The following is a 17944-nucleotide window of genomic DNA, read 5'->3' as shown; positions in this document are numbered from 1 at the left end:
AGGTTCATCGGGCCTTCGAGCGCACCGTGCTCGCGACCGGGCGACGGGGTGGGCGGCCAGTGGTGAGCGCTGTGGGCCGTGGCCGTGCGAAGGTGGCGGCCAGGCCGCGGCGCCCGGCGGAGGTCAGCACGAGGCGCTCGTCCTGGAGCAGGCGGGGACACGATGTGCGGGTCACCAGGCCGCCGCCCTCCAGGGCGCGGACGGTGCTGATGGAGACGCGGAGGTCGTCGCGGCTCGGCCAGGGCCGGCCGCGGCTGATGGTCACCTCACCGTGGGCTATCGCGCGCAGTGTGGTGCTCTGGGCGGGGGAGAGTGCGGGCGGCCGGTGGTCGGGCACGTGTCCGCGGAAGCAGCGGTCGGTGACGTACAGTTCGGCGGCGGCCACCGCGTCGACGGCGCCCAGGGACAGGCGTTCGCCGACGAGGTCGAAGTACCGCAGGGCCTCGCGGCCGGCCTGCTGCTCGGTCGGGACCGTCATGAAGCCGTCGCCGGTCTCCACGGGCAGTCCTGCCCGAGCGGCCAGGAGGATGTCCTCGGCGGCGATGAAATGGTTGACCGCGTCGTCGGCGAGATGGGCGAGCTGGCGGACCCGGGCATACACGGCGCGGATGTCCGGGCTTTCGTACATCCGCTGGTCGTTGAGCGTCGTGACGATGCCGAGCGCGGTACGGGCGAGGTCCTGGGCGGCTTCCTCCTGGGTGACCAGCATGTCGTGGAGGGGCTTCCCGCGGAGATTGCTCCGCAGGTGGGAGTCGGTGAAGCGGGTGAAGTCGGCTGCGAGGGACAGAAGTTCTTCGGCCGGCTGGAGCGAGAGGGAGTTCTTGGGCAGGGCGGTCTCCGGTCAGGTGGATGAGCTTGCCGATCACCTGGGCGATGTGGTCTCCGGCTTCGGCCGTGTACCGCGGGGAAACCGGGACACGGTCCCGGGGCGCGAGATGCGTCACCGGCGCGGCCCCCGAATTGCGGGGATTGTGGTCAGCTCGGGGTCGGCTGTCCGGTGGCTGTGGCGTCTCGTACGGCGGCGGCGACGCTGTGGCAGCCGGTGGCGCTGAGGTCGAGATGGTGTACGGCGTCCGCGAGGTGGCCGGTCATCTTGGCGATGGCCTCGGCGAGGACGGCGGTCCGTACCGAGGGCTCGTCCGGCGGGCTGACGGGGTGCGGTGCGCCTTCAGCGGGGTTGGCGAGCAGGGCGTGGGCGAGGTCGGTGCCGACGCGGGCGGAGAAGGAAGCGACCGAGACCATCAGCTCCCGACCGGAGCGGCTGCCGATGATGGTGGTGCCGGGGCTGTTGTCGAGCGCGCGGAGGCGCACGAGGGCGGTGGCTGTCAGGTCGTGGGAGATGAGCAGAAGCGGGGTGATCTGTCGCAACGCGTCGCTGCCGGGGGTGTAGGAGACGTCTCGGACGCGGGCGTGCAGGGTCTCGAACTCCACTGCGAGGTGGTGCAGTTGGTCGGCTGGTTCGGTCAGCGGAGGCGGTGGCATGGGGGTGGTGGGGCTTCGGGAGGATCGGTCAGCGGCTTCGTGGGGCCGTCTTCGTGGCAGCGGCGGGCGCGGGTGTCGGGCCGGGATCTCTGGTCGCCGGGGGACTGCCGATGACGGTGGCCAAGGCGATTGCCCCGGGGGTGCTGAGGCGTACGCGGTCTTGGCGCCCTCCGCCCACGTAGGCGGGGGGCGCGGACTCCGGGACGCGCTCAGCGAGCCCGTTCTTCTCCAGTGTCCGCAGTGTGCCGATCAGGACGCGGGCCCCGGCACTGTGGACGTAGTCGCGGCCCTGGGAGCTGGTGGTCACGACGTGTCCGAGCGCGATCTCGTGGAGGGCCGTCTGCCGTACGGCGTCGAGACGGTCGTCGGGCTCGGGGGCATGGCCGGAGCGTCTGCGGCGCATGTGGGCGGCGATCCGGGCGGCGCTGCCGACGACGGCTTCAGGAGCGAAGGCGGTCAGCACGCGGGAGGCGACCAGTTCGTGGCGTGAGGCGGCATCGGTGAGGTAGGCGACTTGCTTGAGCCGGACCAGCGCGGCGGTCAAGTCGGCGTGATCGAAGAGTCCCATACCCGCAACGGCCGTGATCGCGGCGGTGGTTTCCGACGCCAGCCGCTCCGCGGACTGGGCGAAGTCGCCCAGCTCCGGCGCTGAACTATCGAGAATGTCGAGGGAGTCGTTGTGCCGGGTGTACTCACCGGCGAGGGTCAGCAACCTTGCGACGGGAGGCGGGGGTGGAGGCGGGGGCGCGGGCACATCGAAGAGCGCGTTCGGCGGGATGGTCATCGGCGGGCCCGGAGCTGTACGTCATGCGCAGGCGCGGGCGGTGTCGTCATGCATGGCGCCGGACGGCTGGGGCGCGGGGCGGCGTAGGAGGAGGTGCGCTCGGCGAGCACGGTGCGGGCGGCGGCGAGGGCGCGGTCGGCGTCATCGAGGTGGCCCCGCAGGCGATGGTGATGGTCCAGTGGGTCGAGCTTCTGCTGGCGCGTGTCCTGCGCTGTGGTGGTGAGGATGAGGAGGGGGGCGAGGGCCTGGGCGTAGTGGGCGATGGCCCTTCCGAGGTGGCCGGCGCTTGCGGCGAGATTCTCGGCCGACGGCAGGTCGGCGCTGTTGGGGGCGAGCTGGTACTCGGTGTCGGCGGCCATGCTCGCGGCCAGATGACACAGCAGTCCGATGTACCGCGTCGTGTTGAACAGGCCGGTGCCGTCCGCGGTGATGTGGTTGCCGCGTATGTCCGCGGTCACGGCGTCCAGGGCCTTGCGCGGGGACATGTCGTCGAGGTCGGTGGGTTCGTAGGTGTGCAGTTGGTCTCCAGGTGTGTGGTTCAGGGAGCTTGCAACGGGGAGTCGGGCCCTTCTCGCGCGAGTGCCGCGGGGGCGCTGGTTGGGTATCCGTGATCTGTCGGTAAGTCAGCGTGCCCGATGAGCGCCGGGTGCCCGACTGGTCGGGGCGAGGAGCTGCCCGAGCTGCTCGGCCGTGTGCAGGGTTTCGGCCCCGAGCCCGCTGCTGCGGGTGGGGGTGATCACGGCGGCGCCGAGGGCGAGAGGGGGCACGTCGCCGAAGTGCCGCTGGACGGGGCGTTCATCGGCCAGATGAGTCAGGAACTGGGCGACTACCCGGTCGGGTGTGTCCACGGTGAAGGTGCCGGTCCAGTGGGTGTCGAAGCCGTCGTGGACCGAGTGCGTGAACCGCCAGGGGTGATCGGGATCCGTGGTGTGCTCGACGGTGCAGTGCCCGTCGGGGGATGTCCACGTGACACCGCATGTGGTCCCGCGTACCGCCCAGCCGCAGCGCTTTGCGATGAGGGCGGGGTATTCGTCGGCGAAGGGAATGCGGCTGGCGTGCCGGTTGTCGCCCAGGATCTGGGGCAGGGCCTGGGTGACCGCTGCGATGGCTTCTACGGGCACTTGCCGGGTGAACTCCACGCGCCAGAACGGCTCGTGGTGCGCGATTGACCACCAGCGATCGTCCTGCCGGTCTGGCGTGAAGTCGAGGAACAGCTCGCCACCGGGGCTTGCGAGGGAGACCTGGGGCAGCTGCTTCTCGGAGGTCCAGCCGAATAGGCGGATCAGAGGAGCGAGGGCGTCGCGGATCTTGTCGATTCCGGTACCTGCCAGATGACGTGGGGAGACGAGGACCAGCTCGTCCGGCGCGAACCGCGTCACCGGCCGGACCGGTTCCCCGGCACCCGGATGTAGTGGCTGCCATCGAGACCAGTGACCTCTGCGGCCGACCGGGTGGCCAGGCCCTGAGCCCTGGCGGAGAGCGTGGACAGGGTGGAGCGGAGACCGGCGAAGTCGACGCCGAGGCGCCGAAGGTAGGCGACGTGTGCGCAGATGTCTGGCTGGTTCACGTTGAGGGCCGTTCCTGTCAGCGGTGGCGGCGCGTATCGCGGCCCCGCACGATGTCCGGGATGGTGGGCTGCTCGGATGTACGGGTGGGTTGTTCCACGGCGAGCTGGGCCGCTGCGTTCAAGCCGTCGACGACGGGCACCCCCGCGGTACGCAGCTTCTCCAGGGGCTCGAAACCCCCGGTGTGCAGGACAGCGCGTACGCCGCACGCCCGGACCGCTTCAGCGTCGTCGGTGGTGTCACCGATCAGTACGACCCGGCGCCGGTCTGGTTCCCCCAGGGCGGCCAAGTGGAGTTGCAGGGCTTCGGACTTCGGGGTGGAGGGCTCGTGCCTGCCGTCGATGCGCCGGAAGAAGATGTCGAGATGGGTCCGGTCCACCTCGCGGCGAAGCTGAGCATCCGCGGTGAGCGACAGCAGCGACTGGGTGTGCCCCCGCTCGGCAATCCTGAACAGTAGGGCCGCCGCGCCTGTCCGCATGGGGGGTGGCAGCCGGGCTGCCATCTGTTCGGCGAAGGTCCGCTGGACGGTGGCCCATTCGCTGTTGGTGATTGGTCGTCCGCAGAGGCGGTCGTGGAAGCGACGGATGGGGAGGCAGTGCTCCTGCCGGTAGGTTGCGGCGTCGACATGGGGTTCGCCGATGGCTTCACGGCAACGGTTCACCGCGTCGACCATGTGGTCGAGGTCGTCCAGCAGGGTTCCGTTCCAGTCCCAGACGATGTGCACGGGGAGGACGGGCGAGGCGGAGGGTATGAATAAGAGGGCGCTTTCCTGGAGTGAGGGGCGACGGGGTACGGGGCCGGCGGGACGGAGTGCGCGTGGCGGTCGCTGCCGGTCGGCTCACTGGGCCCAGGGTGGTCAGCGGTCGGGGGCACGGCCCGCTCAGGGCGGGGGTCAGGGCGCGTCAGCCGGCCGGGTGAGGTGGACCCGCCCGGCCCGGTACCAAAGCAGGTACTCCGTACGGACGAGGAGACGTCGGGATTCCCGAGCGAGGACGGTGCCGATGCCGCGCCGCCTGTCAACGGCGCTGGTCCACCTTGTCGTCTTTGAGACCTGGCCGAGGCGGACGGGGGGACCGTTCGATGGCGAGACGAACTGCCGCGTCGAGGCTGTGGACGACGGGCGCACCGGCCGTCCGCAGGTGCTCGGCGGGCTCGAAGCCGCCGGAGTGGAGCACCGCTCGGATGCCGCACGCCCCGGCGGCCCGGGCGTCGTCCCGGGTGTCGCCGATCAGCACGACCCTGCGACGATCACGCTCGCCCAGCGCGCGGAGATGCTGCTCAAGCGCGACAGATTTCGCGGTACCCGGTTCGCGCCGTCCGTCGATCCGCTCGAAGACGCGGGCCAGCCCGGTCTGCTCCACCTCCCGGCGCAACTGCGGATCGTCGGTGAGGGACAGCAGGGACTGGGTGTGCTTCCGGCGAGCGACCGACTCCAGGAGCCGGGCAGCCCCAGCCCGGAGGGGCGGGTTCCGGGCCGCCATGTGCTCGGCGAACGTGCGCGTGATGGTGGGCCATTCGGCGTCGGTCACGGGGCGTCCGCAGAGGCGGTCGTGGAAGGCGCGGCCGGGCAGGCAGTGCCGCTGCCGGTAGGTGGCCGCATCAACGGGCGGTTCGCCGATGGCCTCCTGGCAGGCGCTCACGGCGTCGACCATGACGGAGAGGTCGTCCAGAAGAGTGCCGTTCCAGTCCCAGACGATGTGCACGGGGTGGACGGGCTGGGCAGGGCTCATGAGCATCAGCGCGTCTCCCGAAGAGTTGATGGAGGGGCCGGATCCGTCCGAGCTACTAGGAGGTCGCGCTCCGGCGGCGAATCGGCGAGTACGTTGACCGTGACCAGGAGGTCCTCAGAAGGTGTTGTCATACGTGGCGCCGGACCGCGGCAGCCGACGGAGTCGAAGTGACCTGCTGAAGGCCGCGTTCGCGGGCCTCGGCGACAAGCTGCCGGTCCTCAGCCTGCGCCGGAAAGGAGGCGAGGCGGCGGGAGAGCCGCTGCGCCACAGCGCGGTAGCACTTGGCAGCTGTCTGCAACTCGTCACCTGCGCGACGTAGTTGATCGCGGCTGGTGGCAGGGGTCGCGTCGGCGTCCACGTAGGCCAGGATCTCGATACGGTGATGGACGGCGAAGTTGCACAGGGTGGCGGCGAGCGAGATCTGGGCGCAGGCCCCGGCGAGGAGCGCCACGTTCTCGGCACCGTCCCTCATCGCGGGGTACTGGCTGATCGAGAGGTCGTGGGCCTGCTGGGTGCACCGCATCGCCAGCTCGTGCACCCGCAGGCTGAGAGGCACGATCTCTCGGAAGGGCTTGGCGATCTCGCCCGCCCGGATCCGAGCCGCCTCCGCGGACAGCTCTTCCAGGGCGGGGGCCACCTCACCGAGAAGACGGGTGTGTTGAGTCAAGTCGACGGCGTGCAGGGGAGCTCCTGGAAGTGGGCAGGACAGGGCGAGGTGAAGGTGGAGGAATCGTTGCCGCGTACGGGCTGGATCGGGTGGCTTCCCACAGAAGGCGGGCAATGCGGTCGTTTCCGTGGCCGGCTCGGGGCCGTGAGGCTGTGTGCCATCCGGCTCGGGGCGGCCGGCTGGCGATCACCCGCCAGCCAGCGCCGCGCAGGGAGGCGCCGCTCTCGCCCTCCTGGGTGTAGGTGATCAACCGCCGATACCCGAGGGCCTTCGCCGCCCACCATGACGCACCGTACAAAAGGGAGTTGGTGTTGCGTGCGCCGTCGCTGGCGGTGCGGGTGACTTCGAGGGTGGTGCCGTTGTCGAGGTGACGGGCCACCGGTCGGCCGACGATGGCCACGGCGCGCAACATGCCCTCGTGGTCAGCGGCCCCGACGGAGAAGATCTGCCCGGCGGGCGGCGGGTGGTGACGGTGCCAGGCGCGCACGAACTCACGCGCCTCCCGCGAGCGGACCGGTACGAGGTGGAGCCGGGCGTCGTCGCTCACGCGGCCGTCCCGAAGTCCGACTGTCGGGGCGTGTGCTTGGCCACGGCTCGGTCGGTGATGCCCGCCGACGCGCGGGCGGACGCCTCGGACAACTCCTTGGCCCCGGGCTCGGCGTACCACGGGCGCAGGTCCAGCATCGCCACCCGCATTCCGGTCGCGAAACACAAGGCCGAGCCCTTGGGCAGGGCGCGGATCGCGTCGGCGGGCAGGATCCGTTCCTGCCGCATCGACACCGACGTGCTCTTGCCGGAGTCCGAGTGCGAGGTCGAGGTGGTCTCGACGTCGTGGTCGCCGATCAGACGGGACAGCTTGTCGGCGAAGTCGGGATCGTCGATTCCGGACCCGACCACCTTCACCGTGGACGCGGACCACATGGCGTCCATGCCCGTATCCCCCCAGACCTTCTGGCCCTGCCGGTAGCTCTGGAGGATGGTCATCGGGATGATCCCGCGGCTGCCGAGGTGGGAGTACAGGTCCGGCAAGTCACTGATCTTGCACACGTTCGCGGCCTCGTCCAGGACCGCGAGCATGGGCGGGTCCAGGCGCCCGCCGGCCCGCTCGGCCTGAGCGGTCGCGGCGCGCATCACGGAGTCGGCGCACGCGGCGATCAGCGCCGAGGCGCCGCCGCCGCCGTCCTTGCTGAGGAGGAAGACGGTGTCGGTGGAGGTGACGAAGTCGGCGGGCCGGAACTCGGCGACGCCCTTCTGCGGTGTCACCCAGGCGGCGATCTCGGAATTGAGGAGCGCGGCGGCGTACTGTCTGGCGGTCTCGTAGATCCCGTCCCGGGTCTCCGGAGGACCTTCGACGGTGCCCTTGAGCTGGGCGGCGACGGCGGCGAAGTCTCCGTCGCGGAGGATGTCGAGAGGCGTGCGGTCGGCGGGGAAGGCGAGCCACTGCATGAGGTCGGTGATCGGCCGCTCGTCGAGCGCGGCGGCCAACAGCAACTGGGACAGGATGTTGGATCCGGCCTTGCTCCAGAAGTCGCCCTGCTGGGAAGCATCGACCGACGCGGCCAGGAAGTGCGACGCCAGCCGATTCGCCCCGTCGAGAGACTTCGCGGTGGCGAGGGGGTTCCACCACATGTTCCGACTGGCATGGGCGATCTGCTGCGGATCCATGGTCCACACAGCCCCCATACCGGCCCGCGCCTCGTACGCGGTGGTGTAAGCATCGCCAGCCGCCTTGTTCGAGGTCAGCAGTACGGGACCGGGCGCGTTGAGCATCGAGGGGATGGCGAGCGACGTTGTCTTCCCAGACCGTGGCGCCATGATGGCGACGCACACGTCCTCGAATCCCATCCGCACCTCGTGGCGGGTACCGGCGAGGTTGCCGAGGAGGATGCCGGTGTCCTTCGCGTCGATGTGCTTGACGTCTTTCAGGCTGGGGCGCAGGGAGCGGGACTTGTCGGTGATCGCCTTGGCCATGAGCGGCTCGATGTCCCGGGCCGTGGCCATATCGGTGATCTTCTTCTTCCGGCCGCCGGAGCGGTTCTTGTACCGGGCCCACAGCACGGCCAGTAGCACGCCGAGCGCCAGGATCAGAGCAATGGGCACGATGCGTGTGCTGACCAGCAGGATCGTTTCTCCAGCTTCGGGCCACAGCTGCTCGGGGTGGAGAAGGGCTGCCGTCGGTTGGTACGGAGCCGTCGGGGTGTTGCTGAGGTAGGCGGCGGTGTTGCCGGCCAGCCAGGCAAGGTGGGACAGCGGCACCACCACGGCGAGAACGCCGAGGAGTAGGCGGAGGACGAGGTCGTATCCGTCGGTCGAGTTGGTGGAGGTGGGAGGCAAGAAAGGGCTTTCGCGCTTCTGTTCGGGGACGGTCGGATCAGCGGCGGCGGGACGCGCCTGGTGCTGGTGGCTCCGGCGGGTTCGGCTCCCCCTTCGGGGGATGAGGCCAGTCGGCGAGCGTGGTTACGCGATCGACCAAGGCCGCGGGGACGAGCGCCTTGGGTGCGGCGATGGTGTGGCGGCTGATGATCTTCGGGTCCAGCGTCGGCAGGCCCAGGGGACTGTTGGTGCGCCACACGGGCTGCGGGTCTGCGAGCGCAGTGGTGACCGCGGTGACGAGGTGCGGTGGAGTGTTCTCCCCGAAGCGGGCCTGCCATACCGGCCGGTCGTGTCCGAGGGTGGCGGTGATGAACCACGGGCCTGGGCTGTGCTCGTCGCCCGGACGCTGTACGAACGCCGTACCATCGGGAGCGGCGAGTCCGGGGGCGGTCTGAGTGGACTCCCAGCCGTAGTGGCGCAGCGGCTCGAAGGGGTCGGACGTTGACGCTGCGGGAGTTGGGTCGGTGAGTGCGTCGACGAACCCGGCAATCAGTTCGACCGGAGTGCGGGCGCCGAAACTGGCGTACCAGTCCGATAGGCCCGTGCCGCCGATGTGGTGGAGGACCCACCACTGCCCGTCCGTGTTGGGTTCCAGGCGTAGGACGGCTGACTTGTCCGGGCTGGTGAGAACCACTCGGGGCATCAGCGGGTCATTGTCGTAGGTCCAGCCACAGGCTCGGTGGAGTGGAACGGTGATCCAAGCGGGATCCCCGCCACCCGCGAGGTGGCGCGGGGTGATGAAGTCGACCGCGACGGTCTGGGGAGACGGGGCCATGTCTACTTCCGTGCCGCAGCGTGCCGGGCAGGGACCGGGGAAGGCGTTGGTGCCAGCGGCGAACGAATGCTTCGGGCGGCTGTGTTGATCTCTCGGATCGTCTCGCCGTAGGTGGACCAGTCGTCGAGATAGCTCCACGACTCGGCGTGATGCTCGGCGAGTCCGTCGTCGTAGTCCGGTGTGCCGGGTTGGGTGGTGATCGGCAGTGTGTCGCGGGTTGCTTGCCACTCGTCGTGCAGTTCGTCCAGCCGGTCGAGGGCGTCGCGCAGAACGCCCAGCTGGTAGATCCACCGGCCTTGCACCGTGTTCTTCGGCAGGCGGATCAGCTGGGTCTCGGCGGTGGCCAGCAGGTGACGGGCGCCGGGTCGGACCGGCTCGAACGCCGCGGCGGTGGCGGCGTCACGCCGGCTCGCCTGCAGGCCGTAGGCGCGGTCGTCATGGGGCCGGCCGTCGAGGTCGGTGTGCTCCGCGGAGTAGGCGTCCCAGGCGGTGAGGATCTTGTTGCTGTCGCTCAGGTAGCGGTCGAGGTGGCGGAGGGCGGCGCGGTGTGCGTGGTGGTCGGAGGGGATGGACGGGTCCTGTCGGTTCAGCGGCGGTTTGCCGGACGGGCTGAGTTCGTGTTCGCCGGGGTTGTCGTGGGTTTCGTCCGCGGTCGGCGGGCGGAGCGTGCCTGCGTGCGGAGAGCGTTGATGCGGTTGGTGTGGGCGTCGACCACCTGTTGAGGGAGCAGTGGGCTCGGCTTCTGTACGGCGCTGTGATGGCCGGTGCGTTCGTACATGCCGCGCTGGAGCGGACTGGGGTCGGCCAGCGCGGTGAGGAAGGGAGCGACCAGGTGGGGTGGGGTGAGTTCGTCGAGGTAGGCGTGCCAGATGCGCGGGCCGGAGAACTCGCCGCGGGGCTCGCTGGTCTCGATGTGCCAGGACGGCAGCTCCCGAGATTCGCTGAATTGCCGTAGCTCGATGCGGCACATGGAGTCCGGTGAGCGAGCTGTGCTCTCTGAGTCCCGGTGCCAACCCGCCGAGGTCACTGGGGCCCACGGGTCGGCCGGTTGCGACGGTGCGCCGTTGAGGGCGTCGGTGAAGGCGGCGAGGACCTCGGCGGGCACGAGTTCGCCGAACTCGGCGTACCACGCGGGACCGTCTGCGAAGGGCTCGGACCGCAGCCGCCACCACGCTCCGGTGGCGGACTGCGGGTCGAACTGCAGGCTGAGACGGAGGTCGGGGCTGCGCAGGACGATCTCGGCGCTCAGGGGGTCGGAGACGGTGCTCCATCCGGCGGCGGCCAGGCCGTGGGTGACGTGGCGGGCATCTCCCGGACCCGCGAGATGGCGCGGTCCGGTGTCGAACGGAATCTGCCAGGCGTGTTTGTCGGCGAACGCGGCGAGCTGCCGGTCGTTCAGCGACACCAGCAGCACCCCGGCTCGCGTGTCACGGAGCTGCCGTACAGATCGCGGAGGTCGTCCAAGACGTAGTGGAGGGTGTGCTGGTCGGCCTGCTCCCACGCGGCCGTACGCAACTCGGTGAGCAGCAGGTCGACCTGCACGGTGCGCGGGGCGTCCGGGTGCTCCTGCAGGGCACGGGCCAAGGCGCGCAGGGCGTCGGCGAACTGGACGGGCAGGCCCGTGTACTCGTCGAGGAGGGGCTCGACGAGCGCGAGGGCCTCGTCGAGATCGGGGGTCTCGCGCAGGTAGTCGGTGAGATCTGCCAGCGTTTCGGTGAGGGTGCGGATGGTTTCCGGGGTAAGTGCGGGCATCAATCTCCTTGGAGCGGGCGGTACTTCATCGGTGGGTGCGGGCGCCGCCGACGGGGGTGTAGAGGGGAGTGGTGGTGCGCGGCCGGGAGCCACGGGCGCTGTTGCGGGCCCACGTGGAGGCACGGGCTGCCGTGATCCGGGCCTGCTGCCATGCGCTGAGCTCGGAGGGCTTGACGGAAACCGACCAGGTACGGATCTGGGCGCTGAGAGGGAAATGTCCCCGCGGGCGCATGGCGGATTCTGGGCTTGCGAGTTGGGTTGAGAACGCTTGGACCAGGTGCATCGGGGTGTTGGACGTGAAGTGCGCCGTCCAGCCGTTGCCCTGCTTGTCCTTCGCGCCGGTCCACCACATCGCCGAGCCGTCGGTGCTCTGGTGGTACTGCATCCACGTGGCACCGTCGGGGCTTCTCGCCACGTAGTTGTCTCCCTCGAAGCGCATGTCCCACTGCTGCTCCGCCAGCGGCGCCCAGACGTCGGGAGCGTGGGCGGTGCGGGGTCGGGTGAGGGCGTCGGTCAGACCGGCGACGATCTCCACCGGGGTCTGCTGGCCCAGTTGCGCCGCCCACTCGCCGTTCGGCCCATTCGCCCGGCCGTGGACGGTCCATCCACCGGGCAGGACGTAGGGGTCGTAGGCCACACGGAGCGTGCGGTCCGGGCTCTCCATGTGCAGAGGGCCGCCCGTCTTGGATTTGTCCCGCCAGCCCGAGGCGCGCAGGAACTCCGAGACGTGCCGGATATCCCCGCCTCCGGCCAGGGTTCGGGGCTGGACCAGATAGTGCTGCTCGGCCTGGTCACCGGTTCCCCAGCCGTGCCGCTGCTTCTTCTTCATCGGCGCCGCCGTACGACGAGCGGCGCGGGGGCCGGAGGTTTTGCCGCGCCGGTACCAGCTTGAGCGCCGAAACGTAGAAGGGTGGCGCGGTGCTCGTCCAGGTCTCCGCCGACGGCGTCAAGATCGTTGGCGGCCCGGCCCAGCGCGAGCCACACTTCGGCTGGAAGCACCCCGCCTTCGGCTTGGACCTTGGCGAACGTGCTGCTCACGGAGACGAGTCCGGTGACGCTGTCGAGCAGCCCGTCATCCGGGTTGAGGATGTGTGCGATGACCTGCGTCGCTTGGTCAGGCGGCAGTACGGCGACGTGCTCGGCGAGCAGATGGAGCTGCCGGGTGATCTCGTCGGCCAGCCCTATCGGGTAGGGGGCGGGGTGGGACATGCTCCTCCGTGTCGGTGGGACGGTCAGGGGCGGTCGCGCTGCCCGACGCGCTGCGACTCGGCGAGGACGGCCTCCGGCCGGGCACCGGCCAGCGGAGAGCCGCTGTCGGGCCCGGTGGGGATGCAGGCGCGCAGGTATCGGCGGAACAGGGCGGTGGCCAGGCGTGGTTTGAGCCGGCTGTTGATCGGTGGGGGTGTGCGGGGTGCTACGGGTTACTCCGGGGTCGGGGCGGGGTGGGCGGCCCCGGGGTGCAGCCGGGGCCGCCTGGGGCCTATGGGGTACGGCGGGCAGGAGCGGACCGTGAGGGTGCGCTGGCTGGTGCTGGCAGCTGTGCCGCAGGGTTCGCCTTACGGACGCGGATGTCGTGCACGGCCTGGTCGTAGGTGGGTTCGTCGAAGACGGTGGGCGTGCAGTTGATTTTGTATCCGGCCAGGAGAAGGCCAGGGATGGCACGGGTCGCCACGCGCTTCTGCTCGTCGAAGTCCAGCTGCAGGGGCGCGGTGTGGAAGGTGAGGGTCTGGTCGCACTCCTGGACGGTGTGCCGTTCCAGACCGAGCTGGTCAAGCAGGTCGTAGAGGGCGGCAGGGGCACCGGTACGGGTGTCGACGTGGACCGTGGGCGGAAAGGGCCTCTTGTAGATCTCGGCGTCCGTGCCGCATTCGTCGGCCAGGTTGGTCATGCGCTTCTCCGGTTCAAGGGCGGCGGGAGGCCCGGGGCCGGGGTGTGCTCGGCGGCGGTGTGGGGGCCTTCTGCGGAGCGCGGGCAACGTGATTGCGGGCGTGGAGGATGGCTTGTGCAGCCCGGCTCATGGAGTGGGTGATTTCCAGGAGGCGGTCGATGTGATCGGGTTCGTCGCCGGGAGGGGTGCCTTCTAGTGCTCTGGCAGCCAACGCTGCGCGGACGACGACTTCTCTGGTGAGGGGCAACAGGCCGTTGGCCGGGGCGGCGACCTCGGTCAGTACCTCCGCCACCTGGCTGCCGGTCTCGGCGGCGGCGACCCGCTCGGCGAGATTGCCGAGGTAGCGCAGGGCGGCATCTCGGTCGCCATCCGGGGTGGCCAGCATGTTGAGGGCAGGGTCGAGGTGCACACTGTGGCCGGCGGCCAGCAGGGCGTGCGCAGTGGGGTTCGTGCTGCTTCATCGCCCGCGGACCGATGGTGTGCGGTTGCCCGCCGGGACCGGCGGGGTAAAAGCCGGGGTGGTGGTGGGGGCGGTCCGGCCGGTGGGGTGCTGCAGGCCGGTTCCGATGCCGATCGCTTCCAGTCGGGGGCCGATCTCGCGCAGGGCGCGGGCCTGGGCCTGGGTGTCGTCGCCGTTGAGACGGTAGATGCCGTCCTGCGGGTCCTGGACGAAGCCGTGGGCGAGGAGGATCTCACCGGCGCGGTGGTCGACGGGGGCGGTGGCGACGCTGCCGTCCGGCTGCCAGGTCAGGACGACACGGTCCGTCTGGGAGGGCTGCAGGCCGCCTAGTACGTTGCTGCGCACCTGCGCGAGCGCGCTGTCGTAGCGGGCGAGGAGGTCGCCGGCCACGTGCTCTGCGCTCAGGAACGGGTCGTCGACCAGGGCGATGCCGTTGGGCTCGGGGACGGAGCGGTACGCCTCGTCGGGCAGTGCGCGTGGGGCGATGGCGGCGATGAGGAACCCGTCGCGTTCGTCGTGCCGGTCCAGGAGGACGAGCTGGGCGCCGTCCGGGCGGGAAAGGAGGGCCGCTTCCTGGAGCGGGTGGGCGGCGAGGGAGCCGGCGACCAGGTCCAGGTCCCAGATCCGGTCGGCGATTTCGGCGAGGTCGTCCTTGGCGTCCGCCGGTATGTGGGAGCTGGTCCAGCTGCCGCGGAGTTCGCCGGCGAGGACGTCGGCGTACGAGGCGAGGCGGTCGGAGCTTTCGTGGTGGTCGTACATGTTGTCCTTGGGCGGGATAGGAGTCAGCGGCGCAGGGCGACGGCCACCGGGGGCGGCGGGGCCGGGAGCGGGTGCGGCGGGGGCGGGCAGGCACACACGGCGGAGCGTTCGCGTTCGTGGGCCGGGACCTCCTGCGCGCAGGTGCTGCGGCCGGGGTGCGGGGCGTGCCGGTCGGCGAGCTGATTGCGGGTGTCGGAGAGGTCGGTACGGATGGTGCGGAGGACCTCGTCGGCGAGGTAGCGGAGCCGCTGGGCGATCTGCGGGTCGGATGGCTCGCCGAGCCCGTCGTAGAAGTCGGCGGTGGCAGTGAGGACTTCCTCGATCGCGGTGAGGATGCCGTCGTGGGGAGCGGTCAGCTCGGTCAGGGCGGCGGCCGCTTCGTCCGTGGTGGTGGCCTCCTCAACGCGGTTGGTGACGTGGGCGACCTCGGCGCTGGACGGCGGGTAGCTTGCCGGGCGGTCGTCGGTGTCGAAGTCGTCATCGCAGGACACGTGGTAGCCCTGGGCCCGGAGACGGGCGACAGCGGCGGTGGCGAGACGGTCCTCGTCCTTGGCGGTCAGCCCCTTGGGAGCACGGTGGTAGCTGTCGTGGGCGCGTACGACGGGCACGAAGCCTGCGCGTTGGAGGATGCTGTGGGCCGGGGCGTCGCCCTCTCGGGCAAGGAGTTCTTCGGAGTCCGGGTCGCGGCGGATCTGGACGAAGCGGTTGATGCGGAGCAGGGGCGGTTCTCCTACGGTGATCGGTGGGTGGAGCGCCGGGCGGTGGGTGGTTCGACGGCGACCGGAGACTGGGCCAGCCCGGCTGCGTCGCGGTGCAGGTCATCCTGGACGGCGTAAACGCGGCGGGCGAGCAGCAGCAGGCTGTGGGCGGTGCCGGCGGCACCGGGCTGATGGGCGGTCCGGTGGGCGGTGTGCTCGATGAGTCCACGGACTGTGGCCAAGGGGCCGGTGTGTTCGTCGGCGAGTTGCGTGAGAACGGCCGCGAGCTGCGCGGATGCCGTCGGCGCCGTACGAGCGGCGGGACGAGGCGCAGGCGTGGCACGCGTCGGGGTGAGGTTGAGGTCCTGCTCGATACGGCGAGCCTCGGCCACCAGACGTCGTGCCACGTTCCCGGGTGGTGCGTGCCACGTGCCGTCGATGTGGATCAGGTTGGCGATGAGGTCGAGGCGCCCGGGCTGGGCTTGGACTGCGATCCACCGGGCGCCCTGTTCCTTGCCGGGAATCTCGATTCCGGCGGCCCGGGCGAATCGGTGAGCAACCTCGGCCCATTCCTGCAGGGCCAACTCCCGGTCGTGCGGGGCGAGGCGCAGCTCGATGTGGGAGAACTCCCGCCCGTCGGGCGGAGTTGCGGGGAACGGGTGGTTCAGGCGGGGATCGTCGAGGTGCTCGGCCCACTCGACGGACGTCCAGGTCCTGTCCTCATCGTCCTGGGTGCATTCGTCCAGGCCCGGCCAGTGGGCGACGACCGTGTACTCCGTCAGCCCTTCGTCCGGCGACACCGGCCGGCCCAGGGCCGCTTCGAGCGGGTCGTGCGGCCGGTGGGTCCGGTGATGAATGCGAGGGATCATCGCCCGCCCCGGATGTCGGCGATGTGTACGAGCTGGCCAAGGGCGGTGGTGGTGTACCAGCCGCAGTCGATCAGCTCCTCCCGGCCGGCGAACCGTGCCAGGAGCGCATCCTCCATGGCGCGTAGGTGGATCAGGCAGTCCGGGCAGCGACGGGAGAGGTGCACGAGGTAGCGGGGGTGGGCGGTGACGTAGGACTGGGCTCCGCCGGTCGCATCCCGCAACCGCCACCCGTCCTCGTCGGTCGGGGTGTGCCAGGACGGGGCGACGACGCGCATCGAGTCGCCCCACAGTTCACCGCTGGCCACGCCCTTGAGGACGACGACGGTGTCACCGGCCCGGAAATGTCGGTGTGTGACGTCCCGGTCGGGGGTGAGCGGATCAGGCGTCGGTGCGAACGCCGAAGCGCGTGGGAGCTGGGACATGAGGTCCTTCCGCAGGTGGCGGGGTGGGAGCATCAATAGTCCGGAGGAACGCCGGTTTGGCTAACCGGCGACTGCCGGTTATATTTCCGTCGCTCCGACCGCCTCGTGGCCTGCCAGCTGGACGAACTGCCATGAATGCAGAACCCGTTGTAGACGCCCGGCCGTGAAAAAAGCCTCAGATCGCCCGCACTTCTTCGCCCACCCATCAGCCTGGCGAAGGATGGGCACGCCTGTAGATCGCCATCCGCGCCCCGTGAGGAGCACCCTTCGCGGGCAGCTGACGCGACGACAGGCGAACGCCCCCGCCTTGGCGGGGACCACAGTTCGTGACCTGCGAAAACCGGCCGGAAGGTGGTAATTCTTTTCCTGCGGAAAGCTAGACCCTGAATCATAGAGTTAAGCAACCTCCCTCGCGGGTACATTTGAGTACCCGTGTTGAGGGTAAGTCGGCGCATTCCCGGGTGATACTGTGAGCTTGTCCTGTCCGCCTTTCCAGCGAGGGAAGGGGGTGATGGACGTGCAGGAACCTGGTCAACAACCGCCACGGCAGTCGATGCGTCGACGGTGGGCGCGCCTGCGGCACCGGTTGAGGGCTGTGGCCCTCGTGGGCCAGCTTGTTCTGGTCGTCGTGCGGGTCGCGTACGCGATCAAGTCGTGGCTGCTCTGACCAGGGTGTGAAGGCAGGGGCCCGCGTATGTGGACCCCTGCCTCTGCATCCACGTCCCACTCGGGCGGGGCCCGTCTAAGCTTCCAGGCGCGGGCGGGTTCCGTCCTCAATGTGGATGGCTCTTAAGACTCTACCATTGGTATTTGGGGTTCGGAATCCTTGATGCCTGGCGAATTAGTATTCGCCGTACCCGACATTACCTCTCCGGTATTGCGTGCAGACCTGTCCGTGCATTGTTAATCCATGTTGCTGCGACGGGATTCTCGAACTGTCTCCATCTATGGGCGTTCGCAACATTGTTTTGAGGCGCGCAATGTTGCGGGTCCAGGGGCTGGCGAAGCTCGGCAGGAGGTAGGTACGAGGCACGCGCGCAACGTGGGGGCGCGTACGGTCATCGGCTCGGGGAGAAGCACAGCCGGGCGGCGAGGGAGCGGACACCCCGGTGGGTGACGGCAAAACATTCCGAGTAGGGGTCAGCGGAACGGATTTTCTGTCCCCTGGTCCTGCTCGGTGGCGGCGTCGAGGAGTTCCACCAGATCAGAACCTTCGGCGTCCCTCTGGTCGATCCACCAACCGGCTCGACCCACCTTTCGGGCCTTTTCCTCCAGCTCCGCCCAGTCGGCCTCTCCCCAGCTCCCCTCCATGACGAGCGCGTTGTGCGCCGCGGTCATCAGTTGGTGGCGGGAGCGCTCGCCCCAGTCCAGGGCCTTCTGCGGGCCTTCCAGCGGCGGCATGTCGAACTGCTTCGCCCATGCTGCGGCCTCCTCCTGCTCGGAGGCTCGTTTGGCCGCGAGCCACTTCTCCTTCGAGCCGGTGTCGGCGTCGCGCGCTGCCGTCCAGCAGTCGGTGCAATCCCGGCCCGCGAGCCAGCGGGCGAAGCCAGCCCGCTGGTCGGCCGGGCGGCCGGAAAGGTCGTGAATGACCTGGTGGAAGCAGGTGTGCTCCACGGTCCATTGAGTGAGCTTCTTCGAGATGGCCACCGATCGGGTGACGGGCTGCGACCGCAACGAACAGGGCCCCCGAGCTGTTGATCGAGATGTCTGACGTCTCAAC

The 17944-nt window shown here is 69.8% G+C and carries 24 protein-coding genes; all 24 read right to left on the bottom strand.

Going from position 1 to position 17944, the window contains the following annotated elements; all coding sequences use genetic code 11:
- Nucleotides 1-4 precede the first annotated feature (4 nt).
- On the bottom strand, nucleotides 5-709 hold the full coding sequence (locus ACIQAK_RS29040) for a hypothetical protein (RefSeq protein WP_366392030.1): 705 nt from the start codon (nucleotides 707-709) through the stop codon (nucleotides 5-7).
- 266 nt (nucleotides 710-975) lie between these two features.
- On the bottom strand, nucleotides 976-1482 hold the full coding sequence (locus ACIQAK_RS29035) for a hypothetical protein (protein WP_366392031.1): 507 nt from the start codon (nucleotides 1480-1482) through the stop codon (nucleotides 976-978).
- Between the two features lie 28 nt (nucleotides 1483-1510).
- Nucleotides 1511-2266, bottom strand: a complete 756-nt coding sequence (locus ACIQAK_RS29030) for a hypothetical protein (RefSeq protein WP_366392032.1) — start codon at nucleotides 2264-2266, stop codon at nucleotides 1511-1513.
- On the bottom strand, nucleotides 2263-2751 hold the full coding sequence (locus tag ACIQAK_RS29025) for a hypothetical protein (protein ID WP_366392033.1): 489 nt from the start codon (nucleotides 2749-2751) through the stop codon (nucleotides 2263-2265). Before ACIQAK_RS29025 ends, ACIQAK_RS29030 begins: the two co-directional genes overlap by 4 nt.
- 138 nt (nucleotides 2752-2889) lie before the next feature.
- Entirely contained in the window at nucleotides 2890-3645 is a 756-nt protein-coding gene (locus ACIQAK_RS29020; RefSeq protein WP_366392034.1) for a DUF317 domain-containing protein, read from the bottom strand.
- Entirely contained in the window at nucleotides 3642-3833 is a 192-nt protein-coding gene (locus ACIQAK_RS29015) for a hypothetical protein (RefSeq protein WP_366392035.1), read from the bottom strand. The genes ACIQAK_RS29020 and ACIQAK_RS29015 overlap by 4 nt, the downstream gene beginning before the upstream one ends.
- A gap of 17 nt (nucleotides 3834-3850) precedes the next feature.
- Nucleotides 3851-4555: an HAD family hydrolase gene (locus ACIQAK_RS29010; RefSeq protein WP_366392036.1), complete on the bottom strand. Its 705-nt coding sequence runs from the start codon at nucleotides 4553-4555 to the stop codon at nucleotides 3851-3853.
- Nucleotides 4556-4847: 292 nt separating this feature from the next.
- A complete protein-coding gene (locus ACIQAK_RS29005) occupies nucleotides 4848-5567 on the bottom strand; it encodes an HAD family hydrolase (protein ID WP_366392037.1) in 720 nt (239 codons plus the stop codon).
- Between the two features lie 121 nt (nucleotides 5568-5688).
- Nucleotides 5689-6228, bottom strand: coding sequence for a hypothetical protein (locus tag ACIQAK_RS29000; protein WP_366392038.1), 540 nt, complete (start codon nucleotides 6226-6228; stop codon nucleotides 5689-5691).
- On the bottom strand, nucleotides 6200-6775 hold the full coding sequence (locus ACIQAK_RS28995) for an XF1762 family protein (protein WP_366392039.1): 576 nt from the start codon (nucleotides 6773-6775) through the stop codon (nucleotides 6200-6202). The genes ACIQAK_RS29000 and ACIQAK_RS28995 overlap by 29 nt, the downstream gene beginning before the upstream one ends.
- On the bottom strand, nucleotides 6772-8562 hold the full coding sequence (locus tag ACIQAK_RS28990; protein ID WP_366392040.1) for a TraM recognition domain-containing protein: 1791 nt from the start codon (nucleotides 8560-8562) through the stop codon (nucleotides 6772-6774). The genes ACIQAK_RS28995 and ACIQAK_RS28990 overlap by 4 nt, the downstream gene beginning before the upstream one ends.
- A 37-nt stretch (nucleotides 8563-8599) precedes the next feature.
- Nucleotides 8600-9376, bottom strand: a complete 777-nt coding sequence (locus ACIQAK_RS28985) for a DUF317 domain-containing protein (protein WP_366392041.1) — start codon at nucleotides 9374-9376, stop codon at nucleotides 8600-8602.
- Nucleotides 9377-9378: 2 nt separating this feature from the next.
- The gene (locus ACIQAK_RS28980) at nucleotides 9379-9678 is read right to left on the bottom strand and encodes a hypothetical protein (protein ID WP_366392042.1); all 300 of its coding nucleotides are present in this window, start codon (nucleotides 9676-9678) and stop codon (nucleotides 9379-9381) included.
- Between the two features lie 284 nt (nucleotides 9679-9962).
- Nucleotides 9963-10781, bottom strand: coding sequence for a DUF317 domain-containing protein (locus ACIQAK_RS28975; protein WP_366392043.1), 819 nt, complete (start codon nucleotides 10779-10781; stop codon nucleotides 9963-9965).
- Nucleotides 10772-11128, bottom strand: coding sequence for a hypothetical protein (locus ACIQAK_RS28970; protein WP_366392044.1), 357 nt, complete (start codon nucleotides 11126-11128; stop codon nucleotides 10772-10774). The genes ACIQAK_RS28975 and ACIQAK_RS28970 overlap by 10 nt, the downstream gene beginning before the upstream one ends.
- Nucleotides 11129-11153: 25 nt before the next feature.
- Nucleotides 11154-11957: a DUF317 domain-containing protein gene (locus ACIQAK_RS28965; protein WP_366392045.1), complete on the bottom strand. Its 804-nt coding sequence runs from the start codon at nucleotides 11955-11957 to the stop codon at nucleotides 11154-11156.
- Complete coding sequence (locus ACIQAK_RS28960; RefSeq protein WP_366392046.1) at nucleotides 11954-12337, bottom strand: hypothetical protein; 384 nt, start codon at nucleotides 12335-12337, stop codon at nucleotides 11954-11956. Before ACIQAK_RS28960 ends, ACIQAK_RS28965 begins: the two co-directional genes overlap by 4 nt.
- 271 nt (nucleotides 12338-12608) lie before the next feature.
- Complete coding sequence (locus ACIQAK_RS28955) at nucleotides 12609-13016, bottom strand: hypothetical protein (protein WP_366392047.1); 408 nt, start codon at nucleotides 13014-13016, stop codon at nucleotides 12609-12611.
- Nucleotides 13017-13029: 13 nt separating this feature from the next.
- Nucleotides 13030-13401 carry a hypothetical protein gene (locus tag ACIQAK_RS28950; protein ID WP_366392048.1) on the bottom strand — a complete coding sequence of 124 codons (372 nt, stop codon included), beginning with the start codon at nucleotides 13399-13401 and terminating at the stop codon, nucleotides 13030-13032.
- Between the two features lie 72 nt (nucleotides 13402-13473).
- Nucleotides 13474-14235, bottom strand: a complete 762-nt coding sequence (locus ACIQAK_RS28945; RefSeq protein ID WP_366392049.1) for a hypothetical protein — start codon at nucleotides 14233-14235, stop codon at nucleotides 13474-13476.
- A gap of 23 nt (nucleotides 14236-14258) precedes the next feature.
- On the bottom strand, nucleotides 14259-14843 hold the full coding sequence (locus ACIQAK_RS28940) for a hypothetical protein (protein ID WP_366392050.1): 585 nt from the start codon (nucleotides 14841-14843) through the stop codon (nucleotides 14259-14261).
- 122 nt (nucleotides 14844-14965) lie between these two features.
- The gene (locus tag ACIQAK_RS28935; protein WP_366392051.1) at nucleotides 14966-15802 is read right to left on the bottom strand and encodes a relaxase/mobilization nuclease; all 837 of its coding nucleotides are present in this window, start codon (nucleotides 15800-15802) and stop codon (nucleotides 14966-14968) included.
- Nucleotides 15799-16224 (bottom strand): hypothetical protein, encoded by a 426-nt coding sequence (locus tag ACIQAK_RS28930; protein ID WP_366392052.1) that lies wholly within the window; start codon nucleotides 16222-16224, stop codon nucleotides 15799-15801. Before ACIQAK_RS28930 ends, ACIQAK_RS28935 begins: the two co-directional genes overlap by 4 nt.
- Before the next feature lie 1140 nt (nucleotides 16225-17364).
- Nucleotides 17365-17838: a hypothetical protein gene (locus ACIQAK_RS28925; RefSeq protein WP_366392057.1), complete on the bottom strand. Its 474-nt coding sequence runs from the start codon at nucleotides 17836-17838 to the stop codon at nucleotides 17365-17367.
- Between the last annotated feature and the right edge of the window lie 106 nt (nucleotides 17839-17944).

The sequence above is a fragment of the Streptomyces sp. NPDC088706 genome (assembly GCF_044752765.1).
Taxonomy (GTDB): Bacteria; Actinomycetota; Actinomycetes; order Streptomycetales; family Streptomycetaceae; genus Streptomyces.
The sequence above is the reverse complement of the archived record's forward strand: the minus strand, read 5'-3'. Positions and strand labels throughout refer to the sequence as shown.